The sequence below is a fragment of the Paractinoplanes deccanensis genome (genome assembly GCF_016862115.1).
GTDB lineage: Bacteria > Actinomycetota > Actinomycetes > Mycobacteriales > Micromonosporaceae > Actinoplanes > Actinoplanes deccanensis.
Genome location: NZ_BOMI01000064.1, coordinates 81,975 through 93,977, shown reverse-complemented (window position 1 = coordinate 93,977; position 12,003 = coordinate 81,975). Strand labels below are relative to the sequence as shown.

Here is a 12,003-nt window from a genome sequence, read left to right as displayed (position 1 = left end):
CGATCGCGGAGGTGGTGGTCGAGGAAGCGGGGGCCGACGGGCTCAGCGTCGGGCTGGCGGCGGTCGAGGATGAGGCGGCTCACGGAGTGGCGGCCGAGCGGGCGGCGGCCACGGAAGTGGTGGTGGAAGAGTGTCCGGCCTCGCGCCGACGGGCCGTTGGCTCGGCGGGGTATCCGCTTCGGGGCGGAATTGCGCATTCGGTGTCTGCCGCATTGCTGAGATTTGGTTGGTGCGGCGTTGGCTGGAAAGCGGCATTCGGCCTTGAGGGTCAGTGTCAAGGGCCTCGTAAAATCGGCCTGGATCGCCCTTTCGGGGGTGGGATCGAACTGGTTCCTGTGCTACCTCCGACTCTCGGTGTGGAAATGCCGTCGCGAGAATCAGTATCGCAGGGGAGGGGCGTTCGTGGGTCGGGGCTGTGGATAACTCGTTCTGGGGATGGCCTCGGTGTGGATGGCGGGGTCAGGTGCGGTTGTCGGGGGCCAGGCCGGTGCGGACGGCGTGCAGGGCTGCCTGGGTCCGGTCGGACAGGCCCAGTTTGAGCAGGATGCTGGAGACGTGGGTCTTGACGGTCTTTTCGGCCACTACCAGGGCTCGGGCTATCTCGCGGTTCGAGCGGCCCTCGGCGAGCAGGGCCAGGACGTCGCGTTCCCGGGCGGTCAGGGGTGGCTCCTCGGGTGGGGCACCCAGCAGGGCGGTGGCCACCTCGGGTTCCAGGAGGAGGTGGCCGGCGGCTACCGAGCGGACGGCGGCCACCAGGGCGTGGGGGTCGACGTCCTTCGAGAGGTAGCCGCGGGCGCCGGCTCGGACGGCGGGGAGGAGGCGGGCTCGATCGGTGAAGCTGGTGACCACCAAGGCGCGGGCGGGGAGGTCCCGGCGGCGTAGTTCGCGGAGGACCTCGACGCCGTCCATGCCGGGCAGGACCATGTCGAGCAGGATCACGTCGGGGGTCAGCTCGGCGGTCATCTCGAGGGCGGTGGGGCCGTCGGCCGCTTCGCCCACGACCTCCAGGTCGCCGGCCAGTTCGAGGAAGGTTCGCAGGCCCCGGCGGACGGCGGGGTGGTCGTCGACGATCAGCACCTTGATGTCAGGCATGCCGCGCCTCCGGTCCTGGGGTGCCGGCGGGTTGGGCGGGCGCGTGCGGAAGGGAGACGTCAGGCATGGGGGACCTCCAAGGTCACCGTTGTGCCCTGGCCGGGGGTGGAGGTGACCTTCAGGGTGGCCCGGACGGCGCAGGCTCGTTCTCGCATGGAGCGCAGGCCCAGGCTCCGGCCGGCTCGGAGGGTGGGCTCCACGTCGAAGCCGCGGCCGTCGTCGGCCACCTCCAGGCGTACCGATGACGTGGTTGTGGCTTGCAGGGTGACGCGGACCTCGGTGGCCTTGGCGTGGCGGACCGCGTTGTGCAGGGCCTCCTGGGCTACCCGGAAGACGACCGTGCGGGCGGCCATCGGCAGCTCGGGTGGGTCGTTGTCGCTGTAGGTCAGGTGGGGGGAGCCGCCGTAGGCGCGGTCGAGGATGCTCACCTGTTTGCGCAACACCGACGGGAGGCCGTCGGTGGTCAGGTCGGCGGGGCGCAGCTCCTGGACGGCGGCGCGCAGCTCCTCGGCCGCCTCCCTGGCCAGCGTGGTCACCTCGGCCAGGTGGGCGCGGGCGGCCGTGGGGTCGCGGTCCAGCAGCACGTCGGCGGCCTGGGCGGTCAGGCGCAGGCCGAAGAGGCGCTGCGCCACCGCGTCGTGCAGGTCGTGGGCTATGCGGGCGCGTTCCTCGGCGATGGTCAGCTCGCGGTTGCGCGCGTGCAGACGGGCGTTCGTCAGGGCTATCGCGGCGTGGGCGGCCAGGACGCCGACCAGTTCCTCGTCGGCGCCGGTGAAGCCGCCCGGCTTGTTCGCCAGGTAGACGGCGCCCAGGATCTCGTCGCCGGTGATGATGGGGACGCCCAGGAAAGCCTTGAGGACCGGGTGGGCGGCCGGCCACCAGTGGAAGCGCGGGTCGGCGCGGATGTCCGGCACCCGCTGCGGGGCCGGGTCACGCAGCATCACCGCCAGGAAACCGTGCTGGCGGGGGAGCGGGCCGATCGCGGCCTGCACCTCGTCGCTGACGCCGGAGACCACGAACTGGGCGAACGAGCCGGCGTCGTCGGGGACGCCGAGCGCCGCGTACTGCGCGCCGGCCAGCTCGCGGGCGGTGTCCACGATGGTCTGCAACACCTCGGGCACGCTGAGCTGGTTGCTCACGGCCAGCACCGCCGCCGAGAGCCGCCTCGCCGTGCTCAGCTCGTCCACGCGCCCACCATAGCCGCGAGGCCGGGCCGAAATCGTGCGCCGATGGTCCTAGGACCAAGGTCCCGGCCGGAAGCCGCCCCGCGCCCGATTCGGCGGGTGCCCGCGCGGCGGGAAGGTCGACGGCATGACCAACGACAACACGACACCGGTCGCCGTCATCACCGGCGCTTCCCGCGGACTCGGCGCCGCCCTCGCGCACGGGCTGGCCCAGGCGGGTTGGCGGCTCGTCCTGGACGCTCGCACCGCGGCGGATCTGGACGCGGCGGCCGCCGAGCTCGGGCGGCTGACCACCGTCGTCGCGATCCCGGGCGACGTGGTGGACGACGACCACCGCGCCGTCCTGGCCGCCGCAGCGGACCGGCTCGGCGGGGCGGACCTGCTCGTCAACAACGCCTCCGTGCTCGGCGGCAGCCCGCTTCCGGCGCTCGCCACCTTCCCGCTGCCGGCGCTGCTGGAGACGTTCGAGGTGAACGCCCTCGCGCCGCTCGCCCTGACCCAGCTGCTGCTGCCCCAGCTGCGCCGTTCGCCGTCGGGTGGCGCGGTCCTCAACGTGAGCTCGGACGCCGCCGTCGAGGCGTACCCGGGCTGGGGTGGCTATGGGGCCGCCAAGGCGGCCCTCGATCACGCGGGCCGGGTGCTGGCGATCGAGGAGCCGGGCGTACGGGTGTGGAGCGTCGACCCCGGCGAGATGCGGACCCGGCTCTACCAGCAGGCCGCGCCCGGCGAGGACATCACGCACCTGCCGCCGCCCGAGACGGTCGTGCCGCACCTGCTGGGGCTGCTGCGGTCGCGTCCGGCGTCCGGCAGGTACGTCGCGGCGGAGCTGCCGGCGGTCGAAGCGGTGGCGCGATGAGCGCGGCGACCGTCGACTTCGAGCTGCCCGCCGACCTGGCGGCCCGGGAGCCGGCCGAGGCGCGGGGGAGGGGGCGCGAGGACGTGCGCCTGCTCGTCAGCCGCGGCGACGAGGTCAGCCACCACCGGTTTCCCGAGCTGCCGTGGATCCTGACGGCCGGGGACCTGCTCGTGGTGAACAACTCGGCGACCGTGCCCGCCGCGGTCGACACGGACGACGGGCTGGTCGTGCACGTGTCCACCGAGCACGCCGACGGCAGCTGGCTGGTGGAGTTGCGGCGGCCGGCCGGTGGGACCACGGCCCCGTTCGCGCCGGGCTCGGGGCCGGCGCGAACGGGGCTGCGGCTGCGGGTGCCGGGCGGTACGCTGACGCTGCTTCGCCCGTACACCTCAAGGCTTTGGATCGCCGAGGCCCGAGTGGCGGGGACGCGGGTCGACTACCTGGCCCGGCACGGGAGGCCGATCAGGTATGACTACACCGACCGCGACTGGCCGCTGTCGACCTATCAAAACGCCTACGCGACCGAGCCGGGCAGCGCCGAGATGCCGAGCGCGGGGCGGCCGCTGACGGGGTCGGTGCTGGCCGCGCTGGCCGGACGGGGAGTCCTCGTCGCGCCGATCACGCTGCACACCGGGGTGGCGTCGGCCGAGGTGGACGAGCCGCCCTACCCGGAGTGGTATTCGGTGCCGGGCACGACCACCGGCCTGATCGGACACGTGCGGGCGGCCGGTGGGCGGGTCGTCGCGGTGGGCACGACGGTGGTGCGGGCGCTGGAGTCCGCGCTGGACGGGCCGCAGTCGGGCTGGACCGACCTGGTCATCGGGCCGGAGCGGCCGGTGCGGTCGGTCGACGGGCTGCTCACCGGGCTGCACGAGCCGCGGGCGTCACACCTGCGGATGCTGTCGGCGGTGACCGGCCTGCCGGCGTTGCGCGCCGCCTACGACGCGGCGTTGCGGGGACGCTACCGGTGGCACGAGTTCGGCGACGTCCACCTGCTGCTGCCGTGACCGCCGGGCGGCGCCGACCATGCGTGCGGCGGGCGTAGGGCGCCTGGGCTACGGGAGGAGCTGGTCGAGGGCGGGTGCCTTGGTGAGGATGCCGTCGGTGCGGCCCAGCTGGGCCATCCGCTCGATCGACGGGCGGTTGATCTCGCCGGGCCAGCTGGGCAGGATCATCGCGATCCGTACCGTGTCGTTGATCGTGGTGTACGTGCCGACGATGTCGCGCACCTCGTCGGGGTGGGCGGCGGCGTAGGCCAGCGACTCCTTGACGGCCTCGGTGAAGCCGGTGACCAGCGCGGGGCTCTTGGCGATCGTGGCCTCGCTGGTGAAGTAGAGCGCGACGGTCAGGTCGTCGGCGGTGTCCACGAAGTTGGAGGCCACGATCTGGCCGCCCTGGGTGAGCGCCTGGGACAGTTGCGGCTCGACCACCCACGCCGCGTCGATCCGGCCGCCCTGGAGCGCGCCGGGCATGTCGCTGAACGGCATCGCCTCGAACCTCAGGTTTCTCGGGTCGCCGCCGGCCCGGCGCACCGATTGCCGCACCGTGGTGTCGCCCAGGTTCTTCAGGGTGTTGACGGCGATCGTCTTGCCGGCCAGGTCCTTGGCCGTGCGGATCGGGCTGCCGTCGTGCACGACGATCGCGGAGAAGTCGCGCCCGGGCCGGCCGGTCGAGGAGACGCCGGCCGCGACCGCCTTGAGGTGTGCGCCGCCGATCTGCGCGGCCATCAGCGAGGTGACGTTGCTGAAGCCGAACGGGTACTTGCCGGCGACGACGTTCTTCACGATCGCCGAGCCGCCCTGCTCGGGCACGAGCGTCAGGTCGATGCCGCGGCTCGCGAAGAAGCCCTTGGCCTTGCCCAGGTAGATCGGCGCCACGTCGATGATCGGCACGACGCCGACGGTGACCTTGGTGGCGCCGGCGTCGGCCTTCTTGTCGTCCGATGTGCACGCCGTCGTGGCGAGCAGCAACAGGGCAGTGGCGGCGGCGAGGATCCGGCGCATGGGTCCGCTCCCGGGGAGGTGGTGGGCGCGACTGCGCCGCGCGAAACCGTACCCGATCACGGGCCGGGGGCGCGAGAGGGAGAAGAGCGGGCTAGCCGGCGGCGAGCCTGCGCAGGGCGTCGGCGGCGCCGTCGGTGAGGGGGTCGCCGTGGCCGGGCAGGATGGTGCGGACGTCGAGGGCGGCGAGCTTCTTGACGGAGGCGGCGGCCTGGCCGGGGTCGGCGGTGTATTTCGGGTCGGCGCCGACCAGGCCCTCGGTGGTGCGCAGCGCGTCGCCGGCGACCAGGGTGCCGGTGGACGGGTCGAAGACCGAGACGTGGCCGGCGGTGTGCCCGGGCGTGCCGATGATCTGCAGACCGAAGACCTCGTCGCCGTCGGTGAGGGGCTTCAGCGGCTTCTGGGCGGTGACGATCGCGGCGACGTCGGCCTGGCCGGCGTAGAACGTGGCCCGCACCCGGGGCTCGACGTCGGGCAGGCCGCCCGCGTGGTCCTGGTGCTGGTGGGTCAGGATGACGTGCTTCACCGCGCTCCAGCCGCTGCCGGCGGCGGTCAGCGCCGAGCCGATCGCGTCGCCGGAGCCCGGGGTGCCCAGGTCGACCACGGCCACCTCGCCGCCGCGGATCAGCAGGTAGGCGGAGACGAACGAGAGGTTGACCCGCTGCCAGCCGCCGCCGCTCGACCGCGACGGCGAGGAGGCCGGCGCGGCGGGGGAGCCGGAGTCGGAGCATCCGGCCACGGTGTTGACAATCGTCAGGCCGAGGACGCCGGCGCCCGCGCTCACGAGCAACCGGCGGCGGGTGAGCCGATGGTGGGTCATGGCTCCGATGATTGATGCCCGGGCGTCACGATCGCTACCGGAACTGAGGGCTCGTGACCGATTCTTATCCGGTTACGGTGGGTACGAACAGGGCCATGACGGTCTACGGAATCCATGCCTCGCACGAGCAGATCCCGCCCGCCGACCTGCTGGCCGCCGTGGTCGCCGCGGAACGGGCGGGCTTCGAGGCGGCCATGTGCTCCGATCACTTCTCGCCGTGGAGCGCCCGGCAGGGGCAGTCCGGCTTCGCCTGGTCGTGGCTGGGCGCGGCGCTCCAGGCGACGAACCTCTCGTTCGGCGTGGTGAACGCGCCCGGCCAGCGGTACCACCCGGCGATCATCGCGCAGGCCATCGGGACGCTCGCGTCGATGTACCCGGGGCGGTTCTGGGCGGCGCTGGGCAGCGGCGAATACAGCAACGAGCACATCACGGGCGAGCCGTGGCCGCGCAAGGACCTCCGCGAGGCGCGGCTGCTGGCCTGCGTCGAGGTGATCCGCGGCCTGCTGGCCGGCAAGGAGGTCACCCGCGACGGGATCATCACCGTCGACCGGGCGAAGCTCTGGACCCGGCCCGAGCAGGCGCCGCCGCTGATCGGGGCGGCGGTGAGCACGAAGACCGCCGCGTGGTGCGGGGGATGGGCCGACGGGCTGGTCACCGTCAACGCGCCCGAGGAGCACCTGCGCGAGATGATCGCCGCCTACCGGAACGCGGGCGGCACCGGGCCGGTCTGCCTCCAGGTGCACCTCAGCTGGGCGCCGACCGAGGCCGAGGCCGAGCAGATCGCGCACGACCAGTGGCGCAGCAACATCTTCGCGCCGCCGGTGTGCTGGGACGCCGAGACGGTCGAGCACTTCGACGTCATCTCCGAGAACGTGACCGTCGACCAGGTGCGCAAGGTCGTGGACATCTCGGCCGACCTGGAGGAGCACACCGAACGGCTGCGGCGCTACGCCGCGCTCGGCTTCGACCGGATCTACCTGCACCACGTGGGGCAGAACCTCGCGCCCTTCATCGACGCCTTCGGGAGCAAGGTCCTGCCCGCGCTGCGGTAATAGCCGTTACGACGTCGCTGGGTCGCTGATCAGCATTTCGGGGTGGCGGCCCAGGAAGGCCGGCAGCTTGTCCTCGGCGGTGGCCTTGAACAGCTGCTGGGTGGCCTCGTTGACGCCCTCACCGCCCTGGACCGACGCGAACGTGCCGCCGTTGGTCTTGATCGGGATCAGGTCGCCCGCCGCCAGGCCCTTCATGCCGAAGATGAAGTCGGTGACGGGCACGCCGTGGGTGTCCATCTTGAGCGAGGTGCCCGCGGCGGCCAGGATCTTGGAGACCTTGGTCGGGTTGCTGATGATGCCGGCGCTGGTCGCCTTCTTCATCATGGCGCGCAGCAGCTGCTGCTGGTGGCGCTGGCGGTCGTAGTCGCCGTTGGCCGAGTGGCGGAGCCGGGAGAACTCGAGCGCCTCCCACGGCTTCATGTTGCGGCAGCCCTTCTCGAACCACAGCGCGTTCTTCGGCGGGCTCTTGGGGTCGGCGCCCTCGGCGTACTTCACCTTGCCGTCGACCACGATGTAGTGGCTCGACCACATGCGCTTGTCGACGCACATGTAGACGCCGCCCATGGCCTCGAGGATGCCCTTGAAGCCGTTGAAGTCGATGACCACGACGCCGTCGAACTCGATGCCGGTCAGCTTGTTGACCGTCGCGGTCGCGAGCTTCGCGCCGCCCTGCCAGCCGCGGCCGTCCCGCGACCCGTTCGCGTAGGCGCCGTTGATCTTCTCGGTCGAGCCGCGGAAGCCGAGCGACTCGTCGGCCGGGACCTCCACGATCGTGTCGCGCGGGATCGAGATCATGTACGCCTGGTCGTGCGACGCGGTGATGTGCAGGATCATCATCGTGTCGGAGCGGGACAGCTCGCCCTTCTCCTCCCAGCCCGTGCGCGTGTCGAGGCCGAGCATGAGGATGTTCATCGCGCCGTCGGGCATCTTGCCGGAGGCGACCGCCTTGTTGCCGAGGCCCGCGGAGTCGAGAACGCTGGACGTCGTCTGAATGTTACTGGTGAGCTGGTTGAGGAAATACTTCACCGAGACGAGCCCGCCGCCGCCGACCAGCAGAAGAAGCACACCGAAGGCCGTGACCAGTTTGGTCCACAACGGGAGCTTGCGGCTTTTCGGCTTCTTTTTGGTGCTTGCGCCGGAGCCGTCCTGCGGCTTGCGCTGCCCGCGTTCCCCCAACGTGGCCTGTGCCGGCATAGACGTCGAACTCCTCACTTGTGGCATCAGCCTCCGTGAGGCCCGCTCATCGCCAGACAGAACAGATATATGGTCCGGAACCGTTAGTCAACCCGCATGATCATTGTTTGACGGGCTGTGATTCCGCGACGACTTTGGGACTCATATTATCGACGATTCGTAGCGTGGCGAAGGCGCAGAGCGCAGGCGTGGCGTATGCCGCGAAGGCCCTCCCCGCCGGGCGGGAAGGGCCTTCGGAGCGGGCTCGGTCAGACGCCGGCCGTCGACTGGATCCAGGCGCGGTTGTAGGCGACGCTGCCGTAGTACTGGCGGCTCGTGCCGTCGGCGGTGGACGCCACGCCGACCTGGGCGCCGTTGTAGACCTGCGGGCCGCCGGAGTCGCCACGCCACGCGTTGCCGTTGATCCGCGTGCTGCCGATGGCGCGGCCCCCGTACGCGTCGGTCTGGTTGGTCGAGGTGACCTGGACGGTGGCGGTCTTGAGCGTCGTCGAGGCGCTGCAGCCGCTGTAGCAGGTCATGCCCCAGCCGTAGATGCTGTTGGTCGACCCGACCGGCGGGTACGCGCTCGACAGCGGCATGTACGACGTCGTGATCGGGCTGGACAGACGCATCAGCGCCAGGTCGTAGCGGGTCGCCGTGCTGCTGACGGTGCGGGTCGTGCCGCCGGAGGTGCGGTTGACGCTGCCGACGCGCACCGACATCGAGCCGCTGATGCAGTGGCGGGCGGTGAGCACGTAGTTCGCCGAGATGATCGTGCCGGAGCAGGTGAAGCTGCCGTTGCTGAACACGGCGGCGGCCCACGGCGCGGACGAGACCGTACCGCCTCCGATGATGGTGGTCGAGGGGTCGTCGACCGCGGCCGCGGCGGCGGACGGAACCGCCAGGGCGCCAGTGAGGGCGGTGGCGAGTGAGGCGACGACGATGCGGATGCGCACGCCGGACTCCTTCCGGGGAAAGGGCAGCCGGGGGATTGATGGCTGTCGAAGTACCGTACGCGCGCGCGGGCGCTCCGGTCACCTTCCACTTGCCACATACCACCGTGTGATGGCCCCCTGGCTGCCCCGCCCGGTCAGTCCAGGTCGCGGCTCGTGCCGTTGGAGACGCTGTCGAGCTCCTGGAGCTGCTGCTGCACGTGGGCGCTGAGCGCCGACTGGTAGGTGCGCGCCAGCTGGCCCAGCCGGTCGATCTCGTCGAGCAGCGCGTCGCGCTTCTGGTCGATGCTGGCCAGGGCGTCGCTGTGGTTGCGCCGCGCGTCGGTCTCGATGTTGTCGGCGGCCAGCAGCGCGTCGCCGGTGATCTCCTCGGACTGCTCGCGGGCGGCCTTGAGCAGCGACTCGGCCTCCTGCTGGGCGTCGCGCATGTGGTCGTCGGCGGTGCGCTGGGCCATCATCAGCACGGCCGAGAGGCGGTCGTCCTTGTCGGCGGGCGGCGGGGTGGCCGGCCGCTCGGTGCGGGCGCGCTCGAGCTGGGCCTGCACGCTGCGGGCGTTCTGCTCGGCGCGGGCGCGGGCCTCCTGCATGCGCCCGAGCTGGGTGGTCAGGGCGGCCAGCTCGGCCTCCATGGCCCGGTTGTTCGACGACGGGCCGGACGGGCCGGGGCCCATGCCGCCGCCGTTGCGCTGCACCTGGTCCGCCAGGGCGCGGTTCTCCTCGATCAGGCGGATGAGCTCCTGCTCCACCTCGTCGAGGAACGCGTCGACGTCCTCCTCGTCGTACCCCCGCTTGCCGATCGCAGGCTTCTTGAACGCCATGTTGTGAATGTCGGCTGGAGTGAGCGGCATCGTTTTCCCTCGGATCCCTGCGGCAAGACCGTGCGGGGAGGAATCCTACGCATGAACTTTGGGAGACTGTCGGCGGTGGCACAGTGGTGTGTCATATCGGACCGAAAGGGGAGGACTTCTCGTGGCGACCGCCGACGATGTCCGCAGCCTGGCGCTCTCCCTGCCGCACGTCGTCGAGATCGACAGCGACGGCTTCGACTTCCGGGTCGCCAACCGGGGCTTCGTCTGGTCCTACCCGGAGCGGATCCCGGGAAAGCCACGGGTGATCCGCACCGACGTCGCCGTCCTCTACGTCGGCGACGAGGCCGAGAAACAGGCCCTCCTGCTGGGCGAGCCCGACCTGTTCTTCACGGTGCCGGGCTACGACGGCCTTCCATTGGTGATGCTCCGGTTACCGCGCGTTGATGTGGCGCGGCTCACGGAACTCGTCACCGACGCCTGGCGGATGCGCGCCCCCGAGGAGATCGAAGCGGAGCTCGGTTAGGCACGCTCGTGCACGGCCGTGACGGCGGCGCGGGCCGACACGAAGGCGCCGTGCTGCCACGCCACCGTGTGGCTCAGCCAGTCGCCGGCGAAGAGCACGCGCCCGGCGGGGGAGCGCAGCAGGGCGAAGGCCGGGCTTCCGTAGGGCGGCGTGGCCCAGGCACCCTCCAGGTGGGGGACGCGGCTCCAGCTCACCGAGAAGGACGACGCGAGCTCCGTACGGAATCTCGGGCCGTGGATCCGCTCGCCGAGCGAGACGGCTCGTGCCGCGCGGTCGCGAGGGGCCAGGCTCGCGTACGCCTCCGCGTCCGGCCCGAAGTTGTAGTAGCCGACGACGAGGCCGCGCGGCGAGTGGAACCCGGACGACGGATACCACACCTGGCGCAGGTCGAGGTCGGTGTCCGTGCTGCCGCCGTAGATGCCCAGCTCGGTCTCCCACCAGCGGCTCGCGTACTCCAGCCCGATCTTGCCCGCGGCGGCCGGGCGGAACGCCGCGAGCGCGAGGCTCACGTCGTCGCCCAGGTTGTGCGGGATGCGGGCCATCAGATGCGGCGGCAGGGTGGCCACGCAGAAGTCCGCCACGATCGCGTGCGCGCGGCCGTCCTGCCGGTAACGCACCTCCACGCCGTCCGGCCGGTTGGTGACCGCGACGACCTCGGCGCCGAGCCGGATCCGCTCCTCGCCGACCGCCCGGGCCAGCGCCGCCGGGATGCGGTCCATGCCGCCGACCGGCTGGAACATCGGCATCGCCTGGTCGAACCCGAGATCGAAGCCCAGAGACGCGCCGGCGCCGCCGGTGAGCACCTCGGACAGCGAGGGAGGACCTTGCAGGGGTACGCCTCCGTCAGCGCCCGGATACACCGCGAACCCGCGGTCCGGGCCGCCGAGATACTCCCCGGTGTCGGTGAGCCGGCCGAACTCGCGCAGGAACGCCAGCAACTCGTCGCGCCCGCCGGTGGCCAGCTCGGCGTCGAGCAGGCCCTGCCGGGTGACCCGGGTGAGCAGCTGCGACACGTACCCGTAGAGGTCTGCCCTGGCCGTGCGGAACCGGACCGGGGCGCCGCCGGCCGAGCGGTGGATGAAGGCGTCCGCGTTGGAGTTGACGAAGACCTCGACGGGCACGCCCAGCTCGCGGCAGTAGTCGAGGGTCACCATCCAGGGCGCGATGCGCGCCGCCCCGGCGTTGAAGTAGGTGCCATAGGCGAAGGCGGCCCGCTGGGTGTGCCCGTCCAGGTCGGTCTCGCGGTCGCCGCCCCGGATGGTCAGCACCCGGCCGCCGGGTCTCGCCCGGGCCTCCAGCACCGTGCAGCGGTGGCCGGCCTTGCCCAGCTCGTACGCGGTGGTGAGCCCCGCTATGCCGCCGCCCAGCACGACCACCGAGCGGCCGGCGCGCCCGGCCCGCGCCGGCGGCGTCCAGGGCGGGGTGACGGCGGTGCCCCCGTTCGCCGCCAGCGTGGCGAGGAGGGCGCCGGCGCCGCCGCTCACGCCGAGGGCCTGAAGGAAGCGGCGCCGGGTCAGTCCGTCCACCGGGTCAGTGTGCCG

13 protein-coding genes are annotated in these 12,003 nt (G+C 71.9%); 4 read left to right on the top strand and 9 right to left on the bottom strand.

The window, feature by feature from the left end:
• From Ade02nite_RS17125 to Ade02nite_RS17115, 3 genes are all read right to left on the bottom strand, one after another.
• Positions 1-197: hypothetical protein (locus Ade02nite_RS17125; protein WP_203763635.1), on the bottom strand; the 197-nt coding region annotated here is incomplete at its 3' end.
• A 262-nt stretch (positions 198-459) separates the two neighbouring features.
• A complete protein-coding gene (locus Ade02nite_RS17120) occupies positions 460-1,092 on the bottom strand; it encodes a response regulator (RefSeq protein WP_203763633.1) in 633 nt (210 codons plus the stop codon).
• A gap of 59 nt (positions 1,093-1,151) precedes the next feature.
• The gene (locus Ade02nite_RS17115) at positions 1,152-2,279 is read right to left on the bottom strand and encodes a GAF domain-containing sensor histidine kinase (RefSeq protein WP_203763630.1); all 1,128 of its coding nucleotides are present in this window, start codon (positions 2,277-2,279) and stop codon (positions 1,152-1,154) included.
• Between the two features lie 124 nt (positions 2,280-2,403).
• Between Ade02nite_RS17115 and Ade02nite_RS17110 the strand changes: the two genes are divergently transcribed.
• Positions 2,404-3,132, top strand: coding sequence for an SDR family NAD(P)-dependent oxidoreductase (locus tag Ade02nite_RS17110; protein ID WP_203763627.1), 729 nt, complete (start codon positions 2,404-2,406; stop codon positions 3,130-3,132).
• Positions 3,129-4,139 (top strand): S-adenosylmethionine:tRNA ribosyltransferase-isomerase, encoded by a 1,011-nt coding sequence (locus tag Ade02nite_RS17105; protein ID WP_203763625.1) that lies wholly within the window; start codon positions 3,129-3,131, stop codon positions 4,137-4,139. The genes Ade02nite_RS17110 and Ade02nite_RS17105 overlap by 4 nt, the downstream gene beginning before the upstream one ends.
• Positions 4,140-4,187: 48 nt before the next feature.
• Here the strand turns inward: Ade02nite_RS17105 and Ade02nite_RS17100 are convergent, their stop codons facing one another.
• Both Ade02nite_RS17100 and Ade02nite_RS17095 read right to left on the bottom strand, forming a co-directional pair.
• Positions 4,188-5,135, bottom strand: coding sequence for an ABC transporter substrate-binding protein (locus tag Ade02nite_RS17100; RefSeq protein ID WP_203763622.1), 948 nt, complete (start codon positions 5,133-5,135; stop codon positions 4,188-4,190).
• Positions 5,136-5,226: 91 nt separating this feature from the next.
• Positions 5,227-5,952 carry an MBL fold metallo-hydrolase gene (locus Ade02nite_RS17095; RefSeq protein ID WP_203763619.1) on the bottom strand — a complete coding sequence of 242 codons (726 nt, stop codon included), beginning with the start codon at positions 5,950-5,952 and terminating at the stop codon, positions 5,227-5,229.
• A gap of 95 nt (positions 5,953-6,047) precedes the next feature.
• Here Ade02nite_RS17095 and Ade02nite_RS17090 point away from each other — a divergent pair, with 95 nt between their 5' ends.
• Positions 6,048-7,004: a TIGR03885 family FMN-dependent LLM class oxidoreductase gene (locus Ade02nite_RS17090; RefSeq protein WP_203763616.1), complete on the top strand. Its 957-nt coding sequence runs from the start codon at positions 6,048-6,050 to the stop codon at positions 7,002-7,004.
• A 6-nt stretch (positions 7,005-7,010) separates the two neighbouring features.
• On the opposite strand, the gene Ade02nite_RS17085 is transcribed toward Ade02nite_RS17090, so the two are convergent.
• The 3 genes from Ade02nite_RS17085 to Ade02nite_RS17075 form a co-directional block, all read right to left on the bottom strand.
• Positions 7,011-8,198 (bottom strand): LCP family protein, encoded by a 1,188-nt coding sequence (locus Ade02nite_RS17085; RefSeq protein WP_203763613.1) that lies wholly within the window; start codon positions 8,196-8,198, stop codon positions 7,011-7,013.
• Between the two features lie 248 nt (positions 8,199-8,446).
• A complete protein-coding gene (locus Ade02nite_RS17080; RefSeq protein ID WP_203763609.1) occupies positions 8,447-9,133 on the bottom strand; it encodes a S1 family peptidase in 687 nt (228 codons plus the stop codon).
• Between the two features lie 134 nt (positions 9,134-9,267).
• The gene (locus tag Ade02nite_RS17075) at positions 9,268-9,978 is read right to left on the bottom strand and encodes a DivIVA domain-containing protein (protein ID WP_203763606.1); all 711 of its coding nucleotides are present in this window, start codon (positions 9,976-9,978) and stop codon (positions 9,268-9,270) included.
• A 121-nt stretch (positions 9,979-10,099) separates the two neighbouring features.
• Here Ade02nite_RS17075 and Ade02nite_RS17070 point away from each other — a divergent pair, with 121 nt between their 5' ends.
• Positions 10,100-10,462: an MmcQ/YjbR family DNA-binding protein gene (locus tag Ade02nite_RS17070; protein ID WP_203763602.1), complete on the top strand. Its 363-nt coding sequence runs from the start codon at positions 10,100-10,102 to the stop codon at positions 10,460-10,462.
• Here Ade02nite_RS17070 and Ade02nite_RS17065 read toward each other — a convergent pair.
• Complete coding sequence (locus Ade02nite_RS17065; protein ID WP_203763600.1) at positions 10,459-11,988, bottom strand: flavin monoamine oxidase family protein; 1,530 nt, start codon at positions 11,986-11,988, stop codon at positions 10,459-10,461. The two genes, Ade02nite_RS17070 and Ade02nite_RS17065, sit on opposite strands and share 4 nt — an antisense overlap.
• Positions 11,989-12,003: the final 15 nt, after the last annotated feature.

Excerpts from the sequence above, each read along its gene's own strand:
- Ade02nite_RS17110 (WP_203763627.1), top strand. The coding sequence starts at position 2,404 with ATGACCAACGACAACACGACACCGGTCGCCGTCATCACCGGCGCTTCC.
- Ade02nite_RS17090 (WP_203763616.1), top strand. The coding sequence starts at position 6,048 with ATGACGGTCTACGGAATCCATGCCTCGCACGAGCAGATCCCGCCCGCC.
- Ade02nite_RS17100 (WP_203763622.1), bottom strand. The coding sequence starts at position 5,135 with ATGCGCCGGATCCTCGCCGCCGCCACTGCCCTGTTGCTGCTCGCCACG.
- Ade02nite_RS17075 (WP_203763606.1), bottom strand. The coding sequence starts at position 9,978 with ATGCCGCTCACTCCAGCCGACATTCACAACATGGCGTTCAAGAAGCCT.
- Ade02nite_RS17095 (WP_203763619.1), bottom strand. The coding sequence starts at position 5,952 with ATGACCCACCATCGGCTCACCCGCCGCCGGTTGCTCGTGAGCGCGGGC.
- Ade02nite_RS17120 (WP_203763633.1), bottom strand. The coding sequence starts at position 1,092 with ATGCCTGACATCAAGGTGCTGATCGTCGACGACCACCCCGCCGTCCGC.
- Ade02nite_RS17105 (WP_203763625.1), top strand. The coding sequence starts at position 3,129 with ATGAGCGCGGCGACCGTCGACTTCGAGCTGCCCGCCGACCTGGCGGCC.
- Ade02nite_RS17085 (WP_203763613.1), bottom strand. The coding sequence starts at position 8,198 with ATGCCGGCACAGGCCACGTTGGGGGAACGCGGGCAGCGCAAGCCGCAG.